Annotated in this window: 22 protein-coding genes and 2 pseudogenes; 6 read left to right on the top strand and 18 right to left on the bottom strand. The window is 59.1% G+C overall.

Annotated elements, in window-relative coordinates; genetic code table 11:
- Positions 1-1,074 carry an ACR3 family arsenite efflux transporter gene (arsB, locus tag L0U81_RS01475; protein WP_233799832.1) on the top strand — a complete coding sequence of 358 codons (1,074 nt, stop codon included), beginning with the start codon at positions 1-3 and terminating at the stop codon, positions 1,072-1,074.
- Positions 1,075-1,151: 77 nt separating this feature from the next.
- Here the strand turns inward: arsB and cueR are convergent, their stop codons facing one another.
- Together cueR and pstS are read right to left on the bottom strand one after the other, a co-directional pair.
- Complete coding sequence (cueR, locus tag L0U81_RS01470) at positions 1,152-1,547, bottom strand: Cu(I)-responsive transcriptional regulator (protein ID WP_233799831.1); 396 nt, start codon at positions 1,545-1,547, stop codon at positions 1,152-1,154.
- Positions 1,548-1,927: 380 nt separating this feature from the next.
- A complete protein-coding gene (gene pstS / locus L0U81_RS01465) occupies positions 1,928-2,947 on the bottom strand; it encodes a phosphate ABC transporter substrate-binding protein PstS (RefSeq protein WP_233799830.1) in 1,020 nt (339 codons plus the stop codon).
- Positions 2,948-3,328: 381 nt separating this feature from the next.
- Between pstS and L0U81_RS01460 the strand changes: the two are divergent.
- Positions 3,329-3,621 (top strand): annotated as a pseudogene (locus L0U81_RS01460) (arsenic resistance protein); the annotation flags it as partial.
- A 74-nt stretch (positions 3,622-3,695) separates the two neighbouring features.
- Here L0U81_RS01460 and L0U81_RS01455 read toward each other — a convergent pair.
- From L0U81_RS01455 to L0U81_RS01400, 12 genes are all read right to left on the bottom strand, one after another.
- Complete coding sequence (locus L0U81_RS01455; protein WP_233799829.1) at positions 3,696-4,013, bottom strand: P-II family nitrogen regulator; 318 nt, start codon at positions 4,011-4,013, stop codon at positions 3,696-3,698.
- 43 nt (positions 4,014-4,056) lie between these two features.
- On the bottom strand, positions 4,057-4,539 hold the full coding sequence (locus tag L0U81_RS01450; protein ID WP_233799828.1) for a PCYCGC domain-containing protein: 483 nt from the start codon (positions 4,537-4,539) through the stop codon (positions 4,057-4,059).
- 112 nt (positions 4,540-4,651) lie between these two features.
- Entirely contained in the window at positions 4,652-4,807 is a 156-nt protein-coding gene (locus L0U81_RS01445; RefSeq protein WP_233799827.1) for a hypothetical protein, read from the bottom strand.
- Between the two features lie 79 nt (positions 4,808-4,886).
- Complete coding sequence (locus L0U81_RS01440) at positions 4,887-5,105, bottom strand: DUF2933 domain-containing protein (RefSeq protein ID WP_233804168.1); 219 nt, start codon at positions 5,103-5,105, stop codon at positions 4,887-4,889.
- A gap of 75 nt (positions 5,106-5,180) precedes the next feature.
- On the bottom strand, positions 5,181-5,495 hold the full coding sequence (locus L0U81_RS01435) for a hypothetical protein (protein ID WP_233799826.1): 315 nt from the start codon (positions 5,493-5,495) through the stop codon (positions 5,181-5,183).
- Positions 5,496-5,628: 133 nt separating this feature from the next.
- Positions 5,629-6,030 carry a hypothetical protein gene (locus L0U81_RS01430; RefSeq protein WP_233799825.1) on the bottom strand — a complete coding sequence of 134 codons (402 nt, stop codon included), beginning with the start codon at positions 6,028-6,030 and terminating at the stop codon, positions 5,629-5,631.
- A gap of 24 nt (positions 6,031-6,054) precedes the next feature.
- Entirely contained in the window at positions 6,055-7,902 is a 1,848-nt protein-coding gene (dsbD, locus tag L0U81_RS01425; protein WP_233799824.1) for a protein-disulfide reductase DsbD, read from the bottom strand.
- A gap of 93 nt (positions 7,903-7,995) precedes the next feature.
- Positions 7,996-8,343, bottom strand: a complete 348-nt coding sequence (locus L0U81_RS01420) for a copper-binding protein (RefSeq protein ID WP_233799823.1) — start codon at positions 8,341-8,343, stop codon at positions 7,996-7,998.
- Positions 8,340-11,546 (bottom strand): efflux RND transporter permease subunit, encoded by a 3,207-nt coding sequence (locus L0U81_RS01415; RefSeq protein ID WP_233799822.1) that lies wholly within the window; start codon positions 11,544-11,546, stop codon positions 8,340-8,342. Before L0U81_RS01415 ends, L0U81_RS01420 begins: the two co-directional genes overlap by 4 nt.
- Positions 11,543-13,069: an efflux RND transporter periplasmic adaptor subunit gene (locus tag L0U81_RS01410; protein WP_233799821.1), complete on the bottom strand. Its 1,527-nt coding sequence runs from the start codon at positions 13,067-13,069 to the stop codon at positions 11,543-11,545. Before L0U81_RS01410 ends, L0U81_RS01415 begins: the two co-directional genes overlap by 4 nt.
- Before the next feature lie 11 nt (positions 13,070-13,080).
- Positions 13,081-14,376 carry a TolC family protein gene (locus tag L0U81_RS01405; RefSeq protein WP_233799820.1) on the bottom strand — a complete coding sequence of 432 codons (1,296 nt, stop codon included), beginning with the start codon at positions 14,374-14,376 and terminating at the stop codon, positions 13,081-13,083.
- 92 nt (positions 14,377-14,468) lie between these two features.
- A complete protein-coding gene (locus L0U81_RS01400) occupies positions 14,469-14,831 on the bottom strand; it encodes a hypothetical protein (protein WP_233799819.1) in 363 nt (120 codons plus the stop codon).
- On the opposite strand from L0U81_RS01400, the gene L0U81_RS01395 reads away from it, so the two are divergent.
- Positions 14,830-15,036, top strand: coding sequence for a hypothetical protein (locus L0U81_RS01395; RefSeq protein WP_233799818.1), 207 nt, complete (start codon positions 14,830-14,832; stop codon positions 15,034-15,036). The two genes, L0U81_RS01400 and L0U81_RS01395, sit on opposite strands and share 2 nt — an antisense overlap.
- A gap of 60 nt (positions 15,037-15,096) precedes the next feature.
- Here the strand turns inward: L0U81_RS01395 and L0U81_RS01390 are convergent.
- From L0U81_RS01390 to L0U81_RS01375, 4 genes and pseudogenes are all read right to left on the bottom strand, one after another.
- A pseudogene (locus L0U81_RS01390) lies at positions 15,097-15,400 on the bottom strand (acylphosphatase).
- 46 nt (positions 15,401-15,446) lie between these two features.
- On the bottom strand, positions 15,447-16,784 hold the full coding sequence (locus L0U81_RS01385) for a sigma-54-dependent transcriptional regulator (protein ID WP_233799817.1): 1,338 nt from the start codon (positions 16,782-16,784) through the stop codon (positions 15,447-15,449).
- A gap of 14 nt (positions 16,785-16,798) precedes the next feature.
- Complete coding sequence (locus L0U81_RS01380) at positions 16,799-18,256, bottom strand: HAMP domain-containing sensor histidine kinase (protein ID WP_233799816.1); 1,458 nt, start codon at positions 18,254-18,256, stop codon at positions 16,799-16,801.
- 9 nt (positions 18,257-18,265) lie between these two features.
- Entirely contained in the window at positions 18,266-19,141 is an 876-nt protein-coding gene (locus tag L0U81_RS01375) for a substrate-binding domain-containing protein (protein ID WP_233799815.1), read from the bottom strand.
- Positions 19,142-19,317: 176 nt separating this feature from the next.
- Here L0U81_RS01375 and L0U81_RS01370 point away from each other — a divergent pair, with 176 nt between their 5' ends.
- From L0U81_RS01370 to moaA, 3 genes are all read left to right on the top strand, one after another.
- Positions 19,318-19,842 (top strand): arsenate reductase (azurin) small subunit, encoded by a 525-nt coding sequence (locus L0U81_RS01370; protein ID WP_233799814.1) that lies wholly within the window; start codon positions 19,318-19,320, stop codon positions 19,840-19,842.
- Between the two features lie 16 nt (positions 19,843-19,858).
- Positions 19,859-22,336 carry an arsenate reductase (azurin) large subunit gene (locus tag L0U81_RS01365; protein WP_233799813.1) on the top strand — a complete coding sequence of 826 codons (2,478 nt, stop codon included), beginning with the start codon at positions 19,859-19,861 and terminating at the stop codon, positions 22,334-22,336.
- 78 nt (positions 22,337-22,414) lie between these two features.
- Positions 22,415-23,542, top strand: coding sequence for a GTP 3',8-cyclase MoaA (moaA, locus tag L0U81_RS01360; protein WP_233799812.1), 1,128 nt, complete (start codon positions 22,415-22,417; stop codon positions 23,540-23,542).
- Positions 23,543-23,698: the final 156 nt, after the last annotated feature.

Here is a 23,698-nt window from a genome sequence, read left to right as displayed (position 1 = left end):
ATGGCAGGCAGTCAAACCGTCGCGAAGGCCGCCCGGCGCGAACCCGGCGGCATCGGCTTCTTCGAGCGCTATCTGTCCCTTTGGGTCGCACTGTGCATTGGGGCAGGCATCATCCTTGGAAAGCTGTTGCCTGGTGTCGTTCATTCGGTATCGAATCTTGAGTTCGCCCACGTCAACATCCCGGTCGGCGTTCTCATCTGGGTCATGATTATCCCGATGCTGCTGCGTATCGACTTTGCGTCGCTTGGCAAGGTGCGCAGCCAGGTGAAAGGTATCGGCGTAACGCTCGTTGTAAACTGGGCGGTGAAACCGTTCACCATGGCGTTCCTCGCCTGGGTGTTTGTCCGGCATGCCTTCGCGTCACTGCTGCCCGCCGACCAGCTGGACAGCTACGTCGCCGGTCTGATTCTGCTGGCTGCAGCGCCGTGCACGGCCATGGTCTTCGTCTGGAGCCAACTGACAAAGGGCGACCCGTACTTCACTCTGTCGCAGGTTGCGCTGAACGACCTGATTATGGTTTTCGCGTTCGCCCCTGTGGTGGGCCTGTTGCTTGGCATCTCAAACATCACTGTGCCGTGGGACACACTGCTCACGTCGGTGGTGTTGTACATCGTCATCCCAGTCATCATCGCGCAGATTCTTCGCAAGATTCTCCTGCGCAAGGGAGAGCAGCATTTCCAGCGAGCGCTGGCGAAAATTGGTCCGTTCTCCATCTCAGCACTGCTGCTAACGCTGGTGCTTCTGTTCGCCTTCCAGGGCGAACAAATCATCGCACAGCCGCTGGTCATCCTGCTGTTGGCGGTGCCCATCCTGATTCAGGTTGTCGTCAACGCGTCGCTGGCTTACCTCGCGAATCGTCAACTCGGCGTCGCACATGACGTTGCGGCACCATCGTGTCTGATTGGGGCGTCGAATTTTTTCGAACTGGCGGTCGCGACGGCGATTAGCCTGTTCGGTCTGAAGTCGGGCGCAGCGCTGGCCACCGTGGTCGGTGTGCTTATCGAAGTGCCGGTGATGCTCGCCGTCGTCAAGGTGGTCAACTCATCGCGACATTGGTATCAACGCGTTTCCTAAACCCGTGCGCCGCCGGACGCATCAAGAATGCGGACGGCGGCAACAATAGGAAGCCGTCTGCCCTCCAGCCGGTGAAGCTAGTGGGGGGTTGCCGAGAGCGCGTCCAGAATCGGACAGTCAGGGCGGGAGTCGCCCTTGCAATGGCGCACTAGATGTTCAAGCGTTTCCTTCATCTCGTTCAGTTCCCGAATCCGGCCGTTCAGTTCAGCGATATGTTCCTTTGCAATACGCTTGACCTCCCTGCTGGGTCGGTCGCGGTCTTGCCATAGGGCCAGTAGTTCGGAAATTTGACCGGTGGCAAATCCGAGTCGACGTGCCTGTTTCACGAAACGCAGTACCTCGACGTCGTTCGACGTGTACACGCGATAATTTGACGCCGTCCGCAAAGCTGGTTTGATGAGGCCAGCCTCCTCGTAGTGCCGAATCATCTTCGCCGGCATCCCTGAAGTTTTTGCTGCCTCCCCGATATTCATGGCGACCTCCGTCATCTTTGCAGCCTGCGAAACGCTCCACAACACCAGTATTGACCGTGACACTATGTCAAGGTCAAGGTCAGCTTTGCGGATGAGTTTTCGGTAAGAACTGGCGATTTCTGAGAAGTCTTCCGGATTACTGCCGCCGAGCGACAGCCTGAGAATTGCCCAAACAAGCTAGCGCATTTTACGGACAGTAGGAACCGGCAACGGCGACGGGATGTGTCGCTATAAGGGAGTAAAGGGGCCACAGCGACGATGAACGGAATAGTCATGTTGACGGGAACCAGACCGAACATCTTCTGCAGTATTTGGCGTCACCATTTCTGCGACATGCATCGCGAAGCTGGTGTTCCGCGATTTCAAGGGTTACCGAAATATCAGAACCTGAAGTTGGTCGACCAATAGGACTCGATTTGCTTGACGAGCGCATCCGGCAACGGAACATAACCAAGCGACTGTGCCTGCTGTTGCCCCTTTTCCAGTGCCCACTTGAAGAAGTCGATGGTCGCCTTTGATTGCGTACCGTTCTTTGGCTGCTTGTACACGACGACGAACGTCGCGGCGGTTACCGGATAAGCCTCCGGCCCGGTTGCGTCGGTCATGACGAGGTCAAAGTCTTGCGCTTTGGTCCAGTCAGCGGTCGCGGCTGCCGCCTGGAACGACTTGGCGTTCGGCTCCACAAAATTGCCGACCCTGTTCTGAACGGAGCCGTACGTCATCTTGTTCTGCAGGACATATGCGTACTCGACAAAACCGATGGAATTCTTGACGTGGTTCACATAAGTGGCGACACCTTCATTGCCGTTTCCCCCTATGCCCACCGGCCACGCGACAGACAAACCTTCACCAACCTTGCTCTTCCATTCCGGACTGACCTTCGAGAGGTAGTTGACCCAGTTGAACGTCGTACCCGAACCATCCGAGCGATGCACCACCGTGATGTTCGCATCCGGCAGCTTTAAACCGGGGTTGATTTTGGTGATGGCCGGGTCGCTCCACTTCTTGATTTTGCCCAGATAGATGTCGGCAAGAAGCGGCCCGGTGAAGCGAATATTGCCCGGCACAACACCGTCGATATTGACGACCGGCACGACCCCTCCGATGACCGTAGGGAACTGCCCCAGCGCCTCTTTTTTCAGGTCCTTACTGGACATCGGCATGTCGGTCGCGCCGAAATCTACTGTCGCGGCCTTAATTTTCGCGATGCCGGCGCCGGAACCGATGGACTCGTAATTGACCTTGTTGCCCGACGCATGATTGTAGTCCGCAGCCCATTTCCAAAGGACGGGATACACGAACGTAGAACCAGCCCCCGTGATGTCTGCCGCGTGGGCAGCGACCGCAATGGTTGCAGCCACGACAGCACCCGCCAGGCATTGCACGAACTGCTTGCTCATTGCGGTCATCCTCGGTAGGAAGCATTAATTCCATAGTACTAGATATATTAGGTATGACGGGATGATAATGTCAATTGGCAGAACTTCACTGATAAGCGCGCCGTCATCAGGCGGGCGCCGTTCCATTCTTGCGCCGACGTTCTCATTCGCGCCCTTGAGCAGTAGATGAAATGGATGGGAAGCCGCTACTAGACGGCGGTCCGGTGACTTTCCAGTGAGTTGTGGGTTCGCCGCCAGCTGACGCCGCGGTACAGTCGCGAGAAGACGACGGCAAGAACGAATAAGAACCATGCATCGCTTATGCTGTGGCCGGTTAATCAAGCTGCAACAACGGCCTGAATCGGGTCTTTGCGTTCCAAGGCGAACGAAGTCCTTACTTAACCGGTGGTCATCCTGCTTTTCGCAGTTCCCATCCTGATTCAGGTGATTATCAATTCGTCGCTCGCTTATCTGGCGAAACGACAACCGGGCGTACCGCACCACGTCGCTGCTCCAGCCTGCCAGATTGGCGCATCCAACTTTTTTGAGTTAGCAGTTGCGACAGCGATTAGTTTGTTCGGGCTCAATTCTGGCGCCGCATTGGCGACTTTGGTGAACGTGCACATCGAAGTACGGTCATGCTCGTCGTCAAGGTGGTCAACTCATCGCGATGCTGGTACCAGCGGACATCGTGACCGACGCGCAGCCGCCTTCCCCTGTGAAGGCGGCTGTCGTATCGATGTGGCGACCGACCGATGTCGCCATCGAGTCACGGTACCGCTTCCGCCTGAGTGCGAACGCGAAAGAATTTCTCCACAGGAATGACCGCTACCACCCCGTCTCCAATCGCGCCGACATGTGCGATTTCCATGATGGTCTTCACAAGAGCGTCGACGTGTTCTGCCTGTGCAAAGATTTCAACCTTGGCGTGTTCTGTCGTCCAGTCGTCGGCGAAGAGATTCGGGTGCGCGCCGAATCCCCGTACTCTGGTAACAGTCAAGCCATGAATGTGAATGGCGCCAAGCTTCCGTTCCAGTACTTCCACTGCATCGGGCCTAACAACGGCAACAACGCATTTCAGCTCCATGTCGCCCTCCTCAACGATTGATTGTTAGCGAAACCGTCTCCCGCTAACCGTTTGGCGCCCACTTCACATCCACGGCAGCCTGAATCTTGCCGGCGTCCTGAACGCCAGCTTGTGTCATCTGCCAGGCTATCTCTGCCGTGCCCTGGCAAACCGCGCATGTCACCGCCATCTGGTCTTCGAAGCATTGAAGATTGGAACGGTGTACGCCGCGATTTTCACAACCACACCAGCAATAGAGTTTGTTGAGCGTCGCAGGAATCTGCGTCGCAACCCAGTAGGAATGCCTTACGTCCTTATCAGCAAACTGATTCGGGTTCAGCACGTGTGACGCATCCGACCGCCCACCGGGAATGATGCGCAACCCATCAGGACGCAACATCCCCACATGCCACGCAGTTTCCGAATGAACCTGCTCCTGCAGACCCGCTTTCCCAGTCGCGGAACCGAGTATCGAGTGCCGTGGAAGGAACGGCCCCAGAAGAATCGCCGCAGGTACCACAAGAAGCAGCGCGACCAGCAGCGCCACGAGGCGCCCCCTGGCCGAAGTGAGTCCCGGGGAACGCGCCGAGGGCGCCTGATTCCCCTCTTCTTTGTGTATCCGACTTTTCATTGCACCTCTCCTATTTCACAGGTCAGCGCTATTGCCAGAGACGCATCGCCTCAGTGCACGAGCGCATACCGTGCATCATGCCTACATGCATCACAGCCATGCCGACGATACCGAGCACAGCGATGAGACCAATGACGGCGAAAATGACAATGACGACGTTGAGAATTCGAGCGTTGCCGAACATGAACTCCTCCTTCGCATCGGTCGCGGAGCAGCATGACGGACAGCAATATCGCGCTACTCCGCGTGACTCGAGTGTGGCGTTATGAATCAGGTCCCGATTTGAGTGCCGTTACCGTTTCACTCTGTACGTCCGGCTTCCCGGGACTGGACCGTATACCGCGCATCATGAGCAGCATCGAGAGCGGACACACCAGTACGCAGGCCACCAGGATGAAGGGCGCGATAGACCCTCTGAACTGAGGCAGCGCCCAATATCCGATGGCAATAACAAGCGCGAGTGCTAGTGCGGTCGTCACCATCGTCTTTGTGTTGCACTTCATAAGTGTTTCCTTTCTGAAATTGGATTGGGTAATAGTGTCGGGAAGAAATCCGCATCACTTCGACGGAGACGTACCGGCCTGGTCCGAGTACTTGAGCATGATGTCGCCCATCGCCTTCATCATTTCTCCATGCATGCGCATCGCGGTCTTCGGGTCCATGCCCATATTCCCGCCCATCATTGGACAGCTGCCCATCATGCCGCCGCCCATCCCTCCCATTCCCATGCCGCCCATCATGTTGGAGCTGTATTCCCGTGTTTGCGGTGGATGGCTCGGGTCATTGCCGGTCCCACTGGCAGCCATGGCCAAAGCGCCCGTACCCAACGAGAGTGTCAACAGGGCAGCAGTCAGTAGTGATTTCGCGTTCATATATATCTCCGGATTCGGTTAAATCGTGATGCTCACAAAGCAGTTGTCGTGGGACGAGCCGACACCCTCCACGTTCACGACGCGCGTGCGCGCACAACGACGCGAGGCCGTTCGAAACTCGTCGACGAGGGAACTACAGGGAGCGAGGCGGAGGCGCTGGCAGTTCGGGGATGAACTGCGGCATGAGAATGAGGTTGGTGGCCCTGTAGACGGGCGAAGCAGTTACAACTGCCGTCTTGTGCGTCGTGGGTAAGACAGCCATGCCGCAGGCGAGACCGCTCAGGCTGCTGTGACATGCAGGCTGCGAACCCGTTACATGGGCTCTTGCATCTTGTGCGCACGCCACCAAGCCCGTTGTATGCGGTGCTTTTATCTGCGACTGCATTGTCGACGACGACATCTCCGGGCAAAGCGCCACCTGCGCAGGGTAGCCGAGCAGCGGCAGCCACGCGACGAGCAGGCAGGCGACAAGTTTGGCCCAGAATTTCATCATTTCAGTATAGGTGGTCCACGCGGCATCGCCAAAGGACGGCATGACGCTGGCGCGCTACCCGGTAGGTCACTGGCCCCAACGCTTTAGATGCGCGAGGAACGCGTCCGCGCCGACAAAACCGACCAACTGTGCATCGACCTGCTGACGGCCACTCCGGTCATAGAAAATCAACGCTGGTGGCCCGAAAAGCCCAAAGCGTCTCAACATGTCTGCGTCCTGAGGTGTGTTCTTCGTCACATCGATACGCAGCAGTTTCCAATGCGAGAACTCACCAGCCACGCGCGCGTCGGTAAAGGTAAATCGCTCGAGTTCCTTGCAACTGATGCACCAGTCAGCGTAGAAATCCACCATGACTGGTTGGCCGCGTGCCGATTCAAGCGCCCGGTCGAGTTCGGCGGTCGACTGTATCGGTTCGAAATGCACGTCGCTGACCGTATGAGTCTGTGTCCCCCGCGTAACACCGCGCAATGGCTGAAGAACGTCAAAATTCCCCGATGCGATGCCGACCAGTTGGGCAATCGCGGCGACCAGCAGCAGTACACCAATTGCTTTGCCCACGCGAAGCACGCCGTGTGAGTTCGGCGGCAGCGGGTCGATGGCGCGCAGCATCATGGCGCAAGCCGCTAGCAGCAAAGCGACCAATGCCATCAGCAGCCAATCCGGCAGTAGCGAATAGACGAACCACAATGCTGCTGCAAGCAGCATGACGCCCAGCGTGTTCTGAACGGCAACCATCCAGTGGCCAGACCTGGGTAGCACGTGTGCGCCGAACGTGCCGACGAGCAGCAGCGGAATACCTATTCCGATGCCCATCACGTACAAAGCCAGCGCTCCACCGACGACATCGCGACTGTTAGCGATATACAGTAGTCCACCGGCAAGAGCTGGCGTCGAGCAGGGGCCAACAATCAGTGCGGAGAGCATGCCCATCACGAACACTGGGACAATCCGACCGCCGGGCAGGCGATTGCTCCACGCGGTAAGCCTGGTCTGCCAGCCCGTTGGCAACTGCAGTCTGAACAGGCCGAACATGCCAAGCGCGAGGATGGCCATGAGCAAACCGAAGGTTGCCAGCACCCAGGGCCTTTGCGTCACAGCCACCAACGGGATGCCGATGAGCGCCGCAATGGTGCCGGCGACCGCATAGGTCACTGCAAGTCCCTGCACATAAGCGACCGACAGCGCAAAGCCGCGCCACAAAGTTGTCCGTTGCTGGCCTCCGCCGATAACGGCGGTCACTATGGGGATAAGGGGATACATGCAAACAGTGCCCGCCATCAATAGACCCGCGAGCAGAAAGCCCAGCAATTCGGGCACCCCAAGACCATTCGCTGGTCGAAGATTCAAGCCGAAAACAGCGAGCCCCCGGTTTTCGCCGACAACTGGAAACTCGGTCGTGCCGGCCGTCGGATTCCCTTCGTTCGCAATGGGAGTGACAACGCCGTCGGCAGCTATGCGATAGCTTCGGGTTAGCGGAGGGTAGCAGACGCCGAGGTCTGCGCACCCCTGCGACGTAACGGACAGCACAGTGCTTGTCGCGATGGCGCGGGGCAATGGAACGTGAATCTGCACAGGCCGGTGATAGACCTGGACCATGCCGAATGTCGGGTCGTTTTTCGATTCCGCGGGCGGCATCTGGTCCGGCTTCACGGGCACGCCATCCACGGCGAAGGTGAAGCGGTCCTGGTACAGGTAGTAGCCAGGCTTCGTGCCGAAGTCGAGCGTTACCTGTTGTGGCCCACTGACGCTGACAGTCAACGGGAAGGCTTCATTGACAGGTAGCAGGTCAGATTCGTTCACCGCGTAAGCGGCCAGAGACACGAGTACGACTAGCAAGCCAAGCGCGATGCGCAGCGCTCGCTTCGCCGCGTCTGTTTGACGGCAAATACGCCGCAGTAGGTCGGATGATGTCATTGCAGTGCCTCTACTCACAAGATGTGAGCGCAGACGAGCGACCGCAGGCCCGCTGTCAAGCGGCGAGCCTGCGAGTGCGATGTCAACCTCCCATCACGACTGCTTTTCCAGTTTCACGATGGTCAGGGTGCCGTCGACGTTTTCGACCCGGACCTTGACCTTGTCGCCCTCGTGAACCTGCTTGACCATCGCAGCATCTTTCGCCTTGAACGCCATCGTCATCGGCGGCATCCCGACGTTCTCCAGCGCGCCGTGCTTCAGCGTAACCATGCCGGTCGCAGCGTCCACCTTCCTGACCTCTGCATCGGTCAGCGCGGTGTTCGATGACGTCTTCGAAGCCGACGGCTTGGACATGTTCATGCCGGTCATGTCATCACCAGCGAACGCGGGCGCAGCAACGATGGCTGCAAGAGCAACAGACGCAACAATCAACTTCTTCATTGAACTTCTCCAGGTTGAGTAGATGGCACTTTCATGCCGGAAGGTACTGCGCGGGGGAGTCCTGCGCCTGCCTGCTTGCGCGCACGGCGGCGTTGCAGCAGAAACCAGGCTGCAGGAATAACGAACATCGAGAGAATTGGCGCCGTGACCATGCCGCCTACCATGGGCGCGGCAATGCGCTGCATGACTTCCGACCCGGCGCCATGTCCGACCATGATGGGGATGAGACCAGCCAGCACGACAGCAACCGTCATCGCTTTCGGTCGCACGCGCAACACGGCGCCTTCGCGAATGGCATCGAACAGAAGTGCCTCGGTTAGCGGTTCACCATCCTCCAGCCGGCGATTGAGCGCACCCTTCAGGTAGAGCAGCATCACGACGCCGAACTCGGCTGCGACACCAGCGAGCGCGATAAATCCGACTGCGGTTGCGACAGACACCGCGTGACCCAGAATCCAGATGAGCCAGAACCCGCCGACCAGAGCAAACGGCACTGTCGACATCAGCAGTAGTGCATCGGCCGCAGAGTTGAAGGTCAGGAAAAGCAGCACGAAGATAACAACGAGCGTCACGGGAATCACCGTGCGCAGCTTTGCCGCTGCACGCTCGAGATATTCGAACTGCCCGGACCAAGCAATCGAATAGCCCGGCGGCAGCGTCACCTTCTCCGCAACCGCACGCTGCATTGCCTCGACCGCTGACTGCAGGTCCGTATTGCGGATATCGATATAGACGTAGCCGGAGAGTCGCGCGTTTTCGCTGCGAATCATCGGGGGACCATCGGCAATCGTGATGTGCGCGACATCCCCTAGCTGGATTTGCGCGCCGCGGTCGGTGACGACCGGCAACTGTCGCAGCTTCTCGAGCGAATCGCGGATTTCGCGCGGATAGCGAATGCTGATGGGAAACCGCTCGCGGCCAGCAATTACTTCGCCCACGTTTTCCCCGCCGACAGCCGAAGAAATGACAGACTGGATATCGCCGACGGAAAGCCCGTAACGTGCCGCCGCCTGGCGGTCGATGTCGATGTCGATGTACCGGCCACCGTTCAGGCGCTCGGCCAGTGCAGACGTGACGCCCGGCACATTCTTGACCGCTGCTTCGACCTGCGCCGCAATTCTGTCGATTTGCGAGAGGTCGCTGCCCGAAATCTTGACGCCGACCGGCGTCTTGATGCCGGTAGACAGCATATCCAGACGATTACGGATGGGCGGTACCCACACGTTCGACAGCCCCGGCACCTTGACCGTTTGGTCCAGTTCGTCGACCAGCTTCTCCGGTGTCATGCCCGGCCGCCACTGGCTGCGTGGCTTGAACTGAATCGTGGTCTCGAACATTTCGAGCGGTGCTGGGTCTGTAGCGGTGTCAGCCCGGCCCGATTTGCCGAAAACAGTCTGCACCTCCGGAACCGTCTTGATGAGCCGGTCCGTCTGCTGCAGCAGTTCGCTGGCTTTCTCGGCCGAAATTCCCGGAAGCGCTGTCGGCATATACAGCAGGTCGCCTTCATCGAGTGGCGGCATGAATTCGCCGCCGAGCTGAGACAGCGGAATCACCGACGCGACCAATGCCACCACCGCAAAACCAATGGCAACCCACGGCCGGCGTAGCGTCGCTTCCAGCAATGGCCGATACAGTCGAATCAGCACGCGATTGATGGGGTTCGAGTTTTCATGAGGAATGCGACCTCGAATCAGATAGCCCATCAATACCGGGACGAGCGTCACCGACAATCCGGCAGCAGCGGCAATCGTGTAAGTCTTGGTGAAGGCCAGCGGCGAGAACAGCTTCCCCTCCTGACCCTCGAGCGAGAACACCGGGATGAACGACAGCGTGATGATGAGAAGCGAGAAGAACAGCGCCGGTCCCACCTCCGCTGCAGATGTCGCGATGAGTTCCCAGCGCTGTGCCGTCGTGATTGGTTCGCCCGGATGCTCGTGGTCGTACGCTTCGAGATGCTTGTGAGCGTTCTCAATCATCACGATGGCTGCGTCAATCATTGCTCCGATGGCAATGGCGATGCCACCGAGCGACATCAGATTCGCGTTCACCCCCTGATAGCGCATGACAATGAAGGCGGCCAGCACGCCTAGCGGCAGTGACAGAATCGCCACGAACGCGCTGCGCAGATGAAACAGGAACACCGCACAGACCAGCCCAACGATGATGAATTCCTCGATGAGCTTGTCCTTGAGGTTCTCCACGGCGCGGTCGATGAGCTGCGAGCGGTCGTAGGTCGTCACGACCTCCACACCGGCCGGCAGTGAACGCTTCAGGTCAGCCAGTTTCGCTTTCACTGCGTCGATAGTCGTCAGCGCATTCTTGCCGGACCGCATGACGATGACACCACCAGCGACTTCGCCTTGGCCGTTCAGCTCAGCGATACCGCGCCGCATCTCAGGTCCAATCTGAATGCGAGCGACATCACCCAGCAGCACGGGCGTGCCTGTGTCGTTGGTCCGTAGCACGACGTTGCGAAAGTCATCGAGGGAGCGCAGATAGCCGGACGACCGGACCATATATTCGGACTCGGCTATCTCAACCACTGAACCGCCCGATTCCTGGTTGGCCTTGCCCAGCGCGTCAGCCACCATCGCCTGGGTAATACCGAACGCGCGCAGTTTGTCCGGGTCGAGCACAACTTGGTACTGGCGCACCATGCCGCCGATGCTCGCGACTTCCGACACGTCAGGCACTGACTTCAGTTCGAACTTAAGGAACCAGTCGTTCAGTGCACGCAGTTGTCCAAGGTCGTGCTGCCCGGTTCTGTCGACGAGTGCATATTCGTACACCCAACCCACGCCAGTTGCATCCGGTCCAAGCGAAACGGTCGCCCCTTGTGGCAGTCGGCTTTGCACCTGGTTCAAGTATTCGAGCACGCGTGAGCGCGCCCAGTATTGGTCGGTCTTGTCATCGAACAACACATAGACAAACGCGTCGCCAAACGACGAGTACGCCCGGATAGTCTTCGCCCCTGGGACACCCAGCAATGTCGTCGTGAGCGGGTACGTCACCTGGTCCTCAACGACCTGGGGTGCCTTGCCTGGATACGAGGCCTTGATGATGACCTGCGTGTCGGACAGGTCCGGCAACGCGTCGAGTGGTGTCTCCTTGAGCGAGTAGACGCCCCATGCCGTGACGAGCACGGTCGCGAGCAATACGAGGAACCGGTTATGAATGGACCAGCGTATAAGACGCGCAATCATTTGGCGTCTCCTACTGGTTCGACCTTCGTCAACTGGTACCCGTCGTCCGACTGCCTGAAGACAAAATGCACGGTCTGGCCAGGCTTCACGTCCGGAAACGCTGTCGGCGACGGCTTGCCGAACGACATTGTCATCGCGCCCCAGCCCAGAGCTGGAACTGGCTGATGTGAAAACGTAATGTCTCCGGCCGTCACCTGTTCGACCTTACCTATGGTGTCGTAGGTCTGCGGTGCAGCTGCGGCAGGTGCTGGAGCAAGCGCGCTCGCACCGGTCGGTGCGGTTGCTTCGAGCTTTGGCAGAACGGATTTGAGGCTCGCTTCAGAGTCAATCAGGAACTGGCCGGATGCGACGACCTGCTGGCCTTCGGTCAGCCCGTTGGTCACTTCAGTATCGTCGCCGGCATCGTTGCCAACGGTGACCGAGACGGGTTGTAACCTGCCGTCTGAATTCTTGACGATGACCACTGACCGCTTACCCGTCGTGATAATGGCTTCCGAGGGAACCACCAACCGCGATACCTTTTTCGCGGCACCAATCCGCGCCCGCATCAGCATCCCCGGCGTCAACCTGAAGTCCGCGTTGTCGATTTCGAGGCGAGCCTGAAGCGTGCGGCTGGTCGCGCTGATGCCCGGCAGGATTTCGCGGATGTGTCCCGTGAAATGTTGCGCAGGGTCACCGGCAAACACGGCATCCACGCTCATACCTGGTTGAACCTGGAGGGCCAGTGCTTCGGGCACCTCCACCACGAGCCACAGCCTGTCGAGCCCGGAAACTTTCGCAAGCGTCTGACCGGGCGACACCATGGCGCCATCGCGAACGTTCAGTTCGGTCAGCACACCGGTTTCCGGTGCGGATAGCGTGATGTGTGTCTGCGCCTTGCCGGTGCGGTCGAGACTTGTAATCACACCGTCCGGAATGGACATCGCCCGCATGCGCGCACGTGACGCCGCAAGCATGCCGTCATCCATGCCGCCACGTTTCAGCGCCAAATACTCTTCCTGCGGCGCAAGCCAATCTGGAACGAACAGGGACGCAATCGGAGCGCCTTTCGTTACCCGCTGCATGGGGGCGCTGGCGTAAAGATGGTCGATGTAGCCGGTCACTCGCGACTGGACGATATCAGCTTTCGACTCATCGAACTGCGTAGTGCCTACCGCGTCGAATCCTTCCGATGTCTCCTGCCGGCGTACGGTTGCGTATCGAATCCCCAAGTTCTGCTGCAACCCGGGGTCAATCTTGATGCCGTTCGAGCCGCCTTCATCGGCGTAGACCGGCTCCAGCTGCATGTTCATGAAAGGCGACTTGCCCGGCTTATCGAAATGCTGGTTAGGCACCATCGGGTCGTGCCAGTACAGCACCTTCCGACCAGTCTTCGGGTCGGTTCTGTCGGTGGAAGGTGTTGCCGCAACAGTGCCCTCGTTGCCCATCGTTGAACGATGCATACCGGCGACATAGCCGGCACCCAGCAATGCCGCTGCGGCAAACACCATAAGGGCCGCGCGTGCCAGTGGTTTCTTCTGCATGTTGTTCTCCTTCACTGACTCACGGACATCGACGCGGGCACGACCTGGTATTCCAGTTGGGCCCAGGTTTGCGACACGTCGCGCTGCAGGTCGAGCACCTGAAGTTCGGCGTCGAGCTGCGCACGCCTGGCAGCGAAGGTATCGGCGAGCGACCCTGTGCCTGCCCTGTAGGCGGCAGCCGCCAATTGCACGCGCTGGTCTGCTGCTGGCATCAGGGAGTGGGTGAGATTGGCAATGCGCTCGCGACCGCTCGCGAGCATGGCTGACTGCGTACGGATATCCGCTTCGACCTGACGCTGCGCGTCCTCGTACATCAGCCGCGCCTTGGTGCCCAGTTCAGCTTTTTCCGCCGCGTCCCGGTCCTGATAGTCTTTGCGATGGATGGGCAGTGGGATGCTGACACCAACCGAAACCATGTTCGAGAATCCGCCTCCGCGCTGCTGGTAGGAAACTTCCCACGTCCAGTTGGGACTGCGGTTACTGTTCGCGACGGCGGTATCGGCGTCGGCGACTGCGATGTCCCGTGATGCTGCGACGAGCACCGGCTGCACCTGACTCAGTTCATCCGGCGGCAGCGATGACACATACGACTGCGGCGCTGGCGGCTCGCCCGTCACATCAGAAACGGGTGTTGCCGTCCAGCGGGACAGACCGATAAGTGCGGTTTGCAACGTCTGCTGGGACTTGAGCAACTGGTCCTGGGTCTGTGTCAGCATCGCCTGGGCCTGCATCACATCGGCCGCAGTCGCTTTCGCCCCACGATAAGAGGCTTTCGTCGCATCCAGTTCATGGGTCATGTGGCCAACGAGCTCCTGCTGCAGCGAGACAGCTTTTTTCGCATAGACCGCGTTCAGCCACGCCGTGGCCGTTTGCTGACGTGTATTCGCGAGCTGGGCGAGGTAGCCGGCCCGCTCGCGGTCTACGACGTCGTTCGCCAATGCGGACCGCAGCCGCCGCTTGTCGCCCGAGACCCATTCCTGCTCGATGCCGATACGGCGCATCGTCATGAAATCCTGGCCGATAGTGAATTTCTGCGGCCCGGTAACAGGCAGGTTGTCGACGCCGGCCTTGAGCGTCGGGTCGGGCAACTGCCCTGCCCGGACCGAGGCTTCTGAACTGGCGCGCACTGATGCCTGCGCAGCCCCCATGGCAGCGGAGCGGTCGGTAGCGGATTGGAGCGCCGCATCAAGCGTGACGGGCGCATCCTGCGCGTGCGCAGCGACGCTCGAGAAAATCAGCGCGGCAAAAAGCGAACGCGCGCGCAGTGGTGCACGCCGGTCTGACGGCGTGTTAATAGTTAAAGGCATGTTCTAACCCCAACGGTGGACTCCCACAGGGAGTCCACGTCCTGGACGCAGGACGACCTCACCGCAAATGCGGTGAACCTGTCAGAAAGGAATTAGATGGCGCGAGGAGGTCGCCAGAGACCGGCCGGTTCGCGGACGGTAAGCGACAGCGCATAGTGAAATACAACGGAGCTGGATAGCCCGGCGGGACGGGTTACTTCAGTACTGGATACCGGGTGATACAGGCTACCAAGCTGGCATTGTGCCGTCACCTTGCAGAAGAAGCCTTTGGCTTTTCCCGGTTGCGAAGATTTCATCGTTTCACAGCCAGGCATGTCCGAAGACATTGCGCTACTGTCGTCGTAGCCCATGCTCATCTGCATCGGACATTCTCCAGTCAAGCCGCTCGCCGCCAGCCCACTGATGGGAAGCGCAGCGCAGAGCAACAGGAGGAGCAATGTCCGGAGAAATTTCATGGCTGGGATTATAGCGAAGCCATTTCATCCATGCGCCGTGGAATTTGTTGTCTGTGTCGGTCGCCGCACGCAGCCATCACTCGAACACAACGAACGATTACTCCTTGACCTTTCTGCGGTGGGAAGGTGCATGTCGCGAAATCTGGTTCTTCTTGTGGAATTGGCAACGGAGTTTGAAATCAAGGATATGTTCTGGGGCGAATGAGCTGGCCGCAATGAATAGTGAGAAATGACACCGTGTCTCGCCGGAGCGAATTGCTTGCCTTTACAGCGTGGGCCAACGCTCGAAGTTGTCGAAGCGGGAAAACGGTGGCTTCACCTCGGTGACCTCAAGCTCCTCGACAAGCGCTGCGGACATGCCCTCGCTAAGCCAGGTGCACATTTCTGTCAGTTGCTTCGGCGAGCCCTGAAGCATCACCTGAACCATCCATCCGGTTGCGGACCCAGCCTGTGACGCCTAGCGCTGTCGCCCGGCGTACACAGGCCTCCCTATAGCCGATGCCCTGTACCAGACCACGCACCTGGACCAGTCGGGTCTCAAGCGGCTTGTCCTTGTCGTGAAATTCCATGGACGTACTCCGATTGCAGGTTCATGCGCATGCCTGCGAGGGTGATTCAATGAAGCGGTTCGGCGGCAATTGCATGTTTGCGCATCTTCTCCCACAGGCTCTTCCTGGAAATGCCAAGGGCGTGGGCGGTTTCGGAAATGTGGCCCTGGTGCTGCAATAGCGCGGCGCGAATGAACGCGTTTTCACAGGCGGCCATGTAGCCGTCGAGCGGAGTATCCATATCCAGCGCTGCCGCAGCTTGGGACCCGTCCTCCTCGAAAATATCGGAGGAGAAAAGCATGTTGCGAGAGCACACGATGCACGCGCGCTCGAGGCGGTTCTGCAACTCCCGCACGTTCCCGGGCCAGCCGTACGTTGCGAGTCGCGCTTCGGCAGATGGATGAAACAGTTTCGTGGATTCACCAAGCCGGTTGGCGATATCGCGTACGAAGCGGTGCGCAAGCCATAGGACATCGTCGGGCCTGTCGCGAAGCGCCGGGACCCGCAACTGAAGGATGTTGATGCGATAGAACAGGTCTTCCCGGAATTTTCCAACCCGAACCAGTTCGGCGAGGTCCCGGTTCGTCGCGCAGACCAGCCGGAAGTTGGTTTCAACCTCCCTCTCACCGCCTACTCTCGTGATACGCCGCTCCTGCAACGCACGCAGCAGCTTCACCTGCATTGACAACGGCAAGTCTCCTATCTCATCGAGAAAGAGCGTGCCACCCTCCGCCTGCTCGAAGTACCCCTTTTTTTGGCGCTCTGCGCCAGTAAAGGAGCCCCGTTCGTGGCCGAAGAACTCAGACTCGAGAAGCGTCTCCGGAACCGCACCGCAATTGACCGCGACAAAGGGGGACGCGTCGCCGGGTGCGTGCCGATGAATGAACCGTGCGAGCACCTCCTTGCCGACACCTGACTCGCCCGTAATCAGAATCGACTTGGCCCGGCCGGCGACGCGCGGTACGAGGTCCGCAAGGCGTCGCATCGCCTCGGAAACGCCGAGCTCGCTCTGCGCGGGCATGGCCTGCTCGGGTATGCTGGTCCCCGTGAGCAATCTAACCTTCTCGACCAGCGCACCAATTTCGAACGGCTTCGTGATGTAGTCCGCTGCTCCTTGCTTCAGGAGCGAAACGGCCGTATCGACTGACGCATATGCCGTGATGAAGACAAACGGCGGCACTGATGTACGAGCGGCCGCAGACCGTGCGAACAGGTCTTCGCCAGAGATGTCGGGGAGCCGGATATCGCTAATGACAGCCTGATACGGACGACTCTGCAGCGCACTGAAGGCGGATTCACCGTCCGTATGCCAATCCACGTCGAATCCTTCGAGACGGAAACGGTCGGCCAGAGATTCGCCCATGATGGGGTCGTCTTCGACGACACAGATAAGCGTGGACGGCATGATGTTCTCCCGATTCATGGAGCGGCGACCGGCAACAGCACGGCAAAGCATGTTCTCCCCGGCGCACTATCGACTGAAATGGTGCCACCTAGCTGCGTCGCTATCTGATAGCTGACCCACAGCCCAAGGCTGTATGACCGGCGACCTTCCGTTGTGGCAACCGACCCGAATGGCTCGAACAGATGTTCCATGGCCACGCCGGAGATGTGCTGGCCGCTGTTCCCTACCGTTATCTGCAGCCCCTTTCCATTGACTGTGACCAGACAGTCGACGCGCCCACCGACCTCTACCGCCTTCACCGCATTCAGCAGCAGGTTGAGAACAAGCTGCCGCACGAGATGGGCGGGCAGTGCGACCGGCTCGTCCAGTTCAACGTCCCAATGAAAGCTCGCCTGCTTGGCCTGGATTTGCGGCGCCACCAGCAGCTTCAAATCCTGCCAGTCCGATAAACCCATCGCGGGCGAGTCCAGCCGCGCCTCGAACAGTAATGCACCGACCGTCGCGCGAATCTGCCCGAGGCCACGCTCGAGCAGGCCCAAGGTCTTCCTGGTTTGAGCATCGGGTTCGCCATGCGTGTTCAGTGTGTCGATGGCGTTCAGCATGCCGCCCAGCGGATTGTTGATTTCGTGTGCAATACCGGCCGCAACGCGACCGACCGCCGCCAGTCGCTCCGAAACCACGACCTCGCGTTCAAGCTCCTGCTTTTGCGCAAGTTCGCCAAGCATTGCCTGAAACTGCTGTTCCAGCTGTCCTATTTCGTCGTTGCCTTGCGCGGTAATGCCCGCCCCCACTTTTTCCGGATGCTCCTTTCCAACACGAGCCATGGCCGCTGCGAGGCGAAGTAGCGGCTTGGCCATCCGGTCGCCCCAGACCCAACCTAACGGTATGAGCAGTAACAATGCCGGCACGGTAGCCACGGCGAGCTTGAACAGCGTCGACCGCACGCGCCCATAAAACGTATTAGCGTCATAGACCAGAACCACATAGCCGAGACGGCTGCCGTCGTCGGAATCTACTGTCATGCCGGCCGTCACATCGCGGTTGCCGAATATCCCCGGGAAGTCGAAAAAGAACCGGTCACCAGGGCCGCTCAGATGAGAGACCACCGTGCCGAACTGCGCCGGCAATTGGCTCACAGAACGCAGAACGGGCTCCTTCGTGGGAGAAGTCGACGCGTACACGCGGCCCCTGGCGTCGAAGAGCACAATTTCTTTTAGCGGATTCGTCGGCTCCCGGACTGCGACCGGCGTACGAATTACTTCGAAGGCACGCCAAAGGTCATCCTTCACCAGCGGGTCGCGAACAGAGCGCGAAAGAACGCGAGCCAGATTCTGGGCACTGCTTTCCAGGTCGTTTCTGGCATCGGAGACAGCCACACTTACGAGCGCGATGGTGACGAAAAGCTCCGTAAGCAGAATGGCTGCGCTTAGCGCCAGCGGCATCTTGTAACGGTAGCTGAGGTGCGAGAGCATCTGCGCGACCTAAATCGGCCCTGCGTTCAGGATTGCCACCAGGCGCCGGATGCCGTCGAAGACCTTATCGTCGTCTGGCACGAAGCCATCGAGATTCAGGCGTTTCAGCAAATCCTGACCGGGCCGCTGATTCCTCATATCAACCAGGGCGTGCTGGATGCGCACAAAGGATTCTTCGTCCAGTGAGCGGCGCGCCACAATCGGCGGGAAGCCATATTGAGGGGAGCGCCAGGCTACCCGCACGTCACGCGTGCGCTCCGGATATTGCTTTTCGATGGTGTCGTAGACGTAGCCGTCAATCTCTCCCGCATCTGCTAGTCCGGAAGCCACGGCGTCGACCACTTTTCTGTGCGCGTACGTGAAGAACGACTTTCTGAAGAAGCGGCTCGGCCGGATGCCCGCGCGTATCAATTCGGTAGTCGGAACCAGATAGCCGGAATTTGACTGTGGGTCACTGAATGCGAACACACGGCCCTGTAGCTGCGAGATGTGAGTCGTCTGCGTATCGCTTCTCGGAACAATCAGGTATGAACGATAGAGCGGCTTGCCCTGGTAGTCCGGTATCGCCATCAGCCGCATCGTCAGTTGGTTCGTCACATATGGAAACCCACAGACCCACGCCACATCGAGCCGGTCAGCAGCTAGAAGGTCGTCAATCTCACGATAGCTATTGCGCTGCACAAACCTCACATCCGCGCTGCACACCTCTCCGAGTTCGCGGCTCCAGCTATCGAGCAGGCTGATTTCGTTGTCGAGGAACACGGCGGTCGTCCCGAAGGCGACCGTCGGACTTTCGCGGGCCACCAGCTTCAGGGACGAGATGAGCGGAACGCTCAGCGCGAAGCGGAGAACCTCCCGCCGCCGGATGTTACGGATTGGTGACATGACGGCTCACTCCCCATCACGAACCGTTACCAGACGGTAATGACGTCCGTCAGGTCTGCTGAATTCACACCTATGGTGTGCAAGCCTTCCGCTGCACGTCCAATCGATTGGCATATCTCTTGCCCTTGCTTCGATGCTAACGACTACACGAGCAAGATTCAAGCGAGGAGACGACCATGGCCGAACTCACAATCCGTCGGCGGACATTCCTGAAACTCAGCGGCGGTTCTATTGTCGCGACTGCTGCGTCAGCGCTCGCGCCTGGCGTGGCGAAAGCGGCGAACCCTGTCGACACGAGCCGCACGACACTTGCCTATCCGAGCAAAGCCCTGGCGCAGCTCGGTCAAATGAACGTCAACAGCCCAGTCGCGTTCACCTATCCTGATGCGTCGTCGCCGTGCACGGCCGTCAAGCTCGGGACTCGGGTGCCTAACGGCGTCGGCCCGGACGGTGACATCGTCGCGTACAGCACCATGTGCACTCATATGGGTTGCCCGGTCGCGTACGACCCGGGTACTAAGGTTTTCAAGTGCCCCTGCCACTTCAGCATGTTCGACGCCGAGAAGGCCGGACAGATGATTACCGGACAGGCGACAGAAAATCTTCCCCGCGTGCGCCTGACCTACGACGAGAAAACTGGAACCGTGACGGCCGTCGGAATGGACGGACTGATTTACGGTCGCCAGGCTAACGTTCTTTGAGTTCGAGGAGCTGAAAATGGCTAAGGACAACGACCGCATCGTGCTACCGCCGGTCACGGCCCAGCGAACGAACATGACGTGTCACTTCTGTATCGTTGGCTGCGGGTATCACGTGTACAAGTGGCCGGAAGGTGAAGAAGGCGGACGCGCGCCGAACCAGAATGCGCTTGGTGTCGATTTCCGCAAGCAGGTCCCACCGTTGCAACTCATCATGACCACGGCGATGGAGAACGTCGTGACGGACCGCGACGGCTCGCGACACACGATTATGATTGTCCCGGACAAGAGCTGTGTCGTGAACAGCGGTCTAAGCTCGACGCGCGGTGGCAAGATGGCCACCTACATGTACGCGCCAGACGGCATCACCCAGGAACGCCTGAGGAATCCGCGCATCTATGTCAGCGACCAGTGGGTCGAAACGAACTGGGATGAGGCGATGGCCCTCTACGCCGGTCTGATGAAGAAGGTGCTCGACAAGGATGGCCCGAGCGGCATTGTGTTCTCCGCCTTTGACCACGGAGGCGCCGGCGGTGGATTCGAGAATACCTGGGGCAGTGGGAAGCTGATGTTCACGGCACTGCAAACCCCAATGGTGCGCATCCATAACCGGCCAGCCTACAACTCCGAATGTCATGCCACCCGTGAGATGGGCATCGGCGAGCTGAACAATTCATACGAAGACGCTGAACTGGCCGATGTCATCTGGTCCATCGGCGCGAACTCGTATGAGACACAGACGAATTATTTCCTCAATCACTGGGTGCCAAACCTTCAGGGTTCGACAGACGACAAGAAGAAAAAGTGGTTCCCAGGTGAAGCGATGCCGAAAACGCGGGTCGTGTTTGTCGACCCGAGGCGCACACCAACCATTGCAATCGCGGAGCAGGTCGCGGGCAAGGACAATGTGCTGCATCTTGACATCCAGCCCGGCACCGACATCGCGCTGTTCAACGGCATCTTCACGTACGTTGTACAGCAAGGATGGATTGACCGTGAGTTCATCGCGGCACACACGAATGGCTTCGATGATGCGGTGAAGGCCAACAACCTGTCACTTGAAGAGAGCAGCAGGATTACTGGTGTGCCCGTCGACAGAATCCGCACGGCGGCAGAATGGTCGTACAAGCCCAAGGCACCCGGCCAGATGCCGAGGACGATGCATACGTACGAAAAAGGCATCATCTGGGGCAACGACAATTACCTGATTCAGTCGTCCCTGGTTGACGTCGTTCTTGCGACCCACAACGTTGGTCGACGGGGCACTGGCGTCGTACGCATGGGCGGCCATCAGGAAGGCTACACACGGCCGCCGTACCCGGGAAACACGAAGATATATATCGACCAGGAACTCATCAACGGCAAAGGCCGCATGATGACCTGGTGGGCATGCAACAACTTCCAGACGAGCAACAATGCGCAGGGGCTGCGCGAAGTGGTTCTGCGCCGCTCACAGGTTGTGAAGGACGCGATGCAGAAAGCGCGGGGGGCAAGCACGGAGCAGATGGTCGATGTCATCTATGACGCTACGTCCAAGGGCGGACTGTTCGTTACCAGCATCAATCTCTATCCGACCAAGCTCGCCGAGGCCGCCCATCTGATGTTGCCCGCCGCGCATCCTGGTGAGATGAACCTGACCTCGATGAACGGCGAACGGCGAATGCGTCTGTCCGAACGGTTCATGGACCCGCCAGGGACAGCACTGCCCGACTGCCTTATCGCAGCGCGCGTGGCCAACACGCTGCGCGACATGTACACGAAGGAAGGCAACGCAAAGATGGCCTCACGGTTTAACGGCTTTGACTGGAAGACCGAGGAGGATGCCTTTAACGATGGCTTCCGTCGTGCCGGGCAGCCAGGGGTCGAGAAGATTGACAGCCAGGGCGGTAGCACCGGCAACCTCGTGACGTATGAACGCCTGCGCATCATGGCCAACAACGGCGTGCAGTTGCCGGCCAAAGCGTGGGAGGGAGGCAAACTCGTCGGCACGGAAATGCTCTACATGGACGCGAAGTTCGACACGCCGGACGGCAAGGCGCAGTTCAAGCCTTCACCGTGGCCTGGCTTGCCGAAAACGGTGGCTGACCAGAAAGCCAAATACCGTTTCTGGATTAACAACGGGCGCACAAACGAGGTATGGCAAACCGTCTATCACGACCAGTACAACGAGTTCGTGCGTGCGCGAGACCCGATGGCTTATGTCGAGATGAATCCGGCTGATGCGCAGGGACTCGGAATCAGTGCCGGCGACATTGTCGAGGTCTTCAACGACTTTGGGTCGACCTATGCAATGGCTTATCCGGCAACCGAAATCAAGCATGACCAGACATTCATGGTCTTTGGCCACATCAACGGCATCCAGGATGACGTGACGACCACATGGACCGACCGGAACATCGTCCCGTACTACAAGGGCACGTGGGCGAACATCCGTCGCGTTGGCTCGATGGAGGATTACAAGCGAACCGTCAGCTTCAAGAGTCGCCGTTATACGTAGGTAGCCACGGCCGGCGCTGCGCCGGCCGCATTCGCTCTTTCCGGGTCGGCGGCTATCCACGCGTGGGAGGGGGCTGCTATGAAGGCGTTTGCGCTGGGGCGAGTTATTCCGCTCGTCGAAGTCAGCGTTGCGGACTCTGCAGAACAAGGCTTCACTGGACGCGACGTTACGGCAGCAGACTTGCCGCTGCGGGACACCCGTTCGCGCCCATTGCGGGACCTGCGTATCTCGGTCACGGACCGCTGCAATTTTCGTTGTATCTACTGCATGCCAAAGGATGTGTTTGGCAAGGACTACGCATTCCTGCCGCGACACGAGCTGCTCAGCTTCGAGGAAATTGAGCGCGTTGCCCGCGTGTTCGTTGGACTTGGTGTCGAAAAGATTCGTCTCACGGGCGGCGAGCCGTTGCTGCGGAAAGACCTGGAGCATCTTGTCGCCCGGCTGGCCACATTGCGAACACCTCAGGGCGCCGATGTTGACCTGACTCTGACAACCAACGGTTCGTTGCTCGGCCGAAAGGCGCAGGCATTGCGGGACGCGGGAATGAAGCGCATCACCGTCAGTCTTGACGCGATAGACGAGGCAGTCTTTCAGCAAATGAATGGCGTCGGCTTCTCTGCCTTGGCGGTGCTGCAAGGAATTGACGCTGCGCTTCGTGCCGGCTTCGCTCCCGTTAAGGTCAACATGGTAGTAAAGCGCGGGGTCAACGATGCACAGATTCTGCCGATGGCAACCCACTTCCGGGGAACTGGCGTGGAAGTCCGTTTTATCGAGTTCATGGACGTCGGTGCGAGCAATGGCTGGAACATGGAGTCGGTGATGCCGTCGTCCGAGGTTCTGAACATCATCAACGCTTCCTTCCCGTTGGTAGCAACCAGGCGAAACACTCCTTCCGACACGTCGGTTCAATATCGCTTTGCAGATGGCCAGGGAAAGATTGGCGTCATCTCGAGCGTCACACAACCATTTTGCGGCGGATGCACGCGGCTGCGCTTGTCATCCGACGGCCACCTGTACACGTGCCTGTTTGACTCTCGTGGCGTGGACATCCGCAACCCAATGCGAAACGGCCGCTCTGATGGGGCGTTACGCCAACTCATCACTGACCTGTGGATGAAACGGGCTGACCGTTACTCGGAGCGCCGCGGCGAAAATGGCGTTGCGCACGCCCGGTCCAAAGTCGAAATGTCGTTTATCGGCGGTTGATGTTGCGCGTATGGCCGTTGCGTTGCCTGCGAGGCGCGCGGACGCACGCATGCAAGGCGCTGGGGTCGGCTTGAATACGTTGACACGCCGCTTGACGACCAAGACATCTGGAGACGACTTTCCGTTGGCTGCAACGAATGGCTCGGGCCATGGTCG

Source organism: Paraburkholderia sp. HP33-1, from assembly GCF_021390595.1.
In the GTDB taxonomy this organism is placed as follows: domain Bacteria; phylum Pseudomonadota; class Gammaproteobacteria; order Burkholderiales; family Burkholderiaceae; genus Paraburkholderia.
Note: the sequence above shows the minus strand (reverse complement) of the source record. Positions and strands in the feature narration are given on the sequence as shown.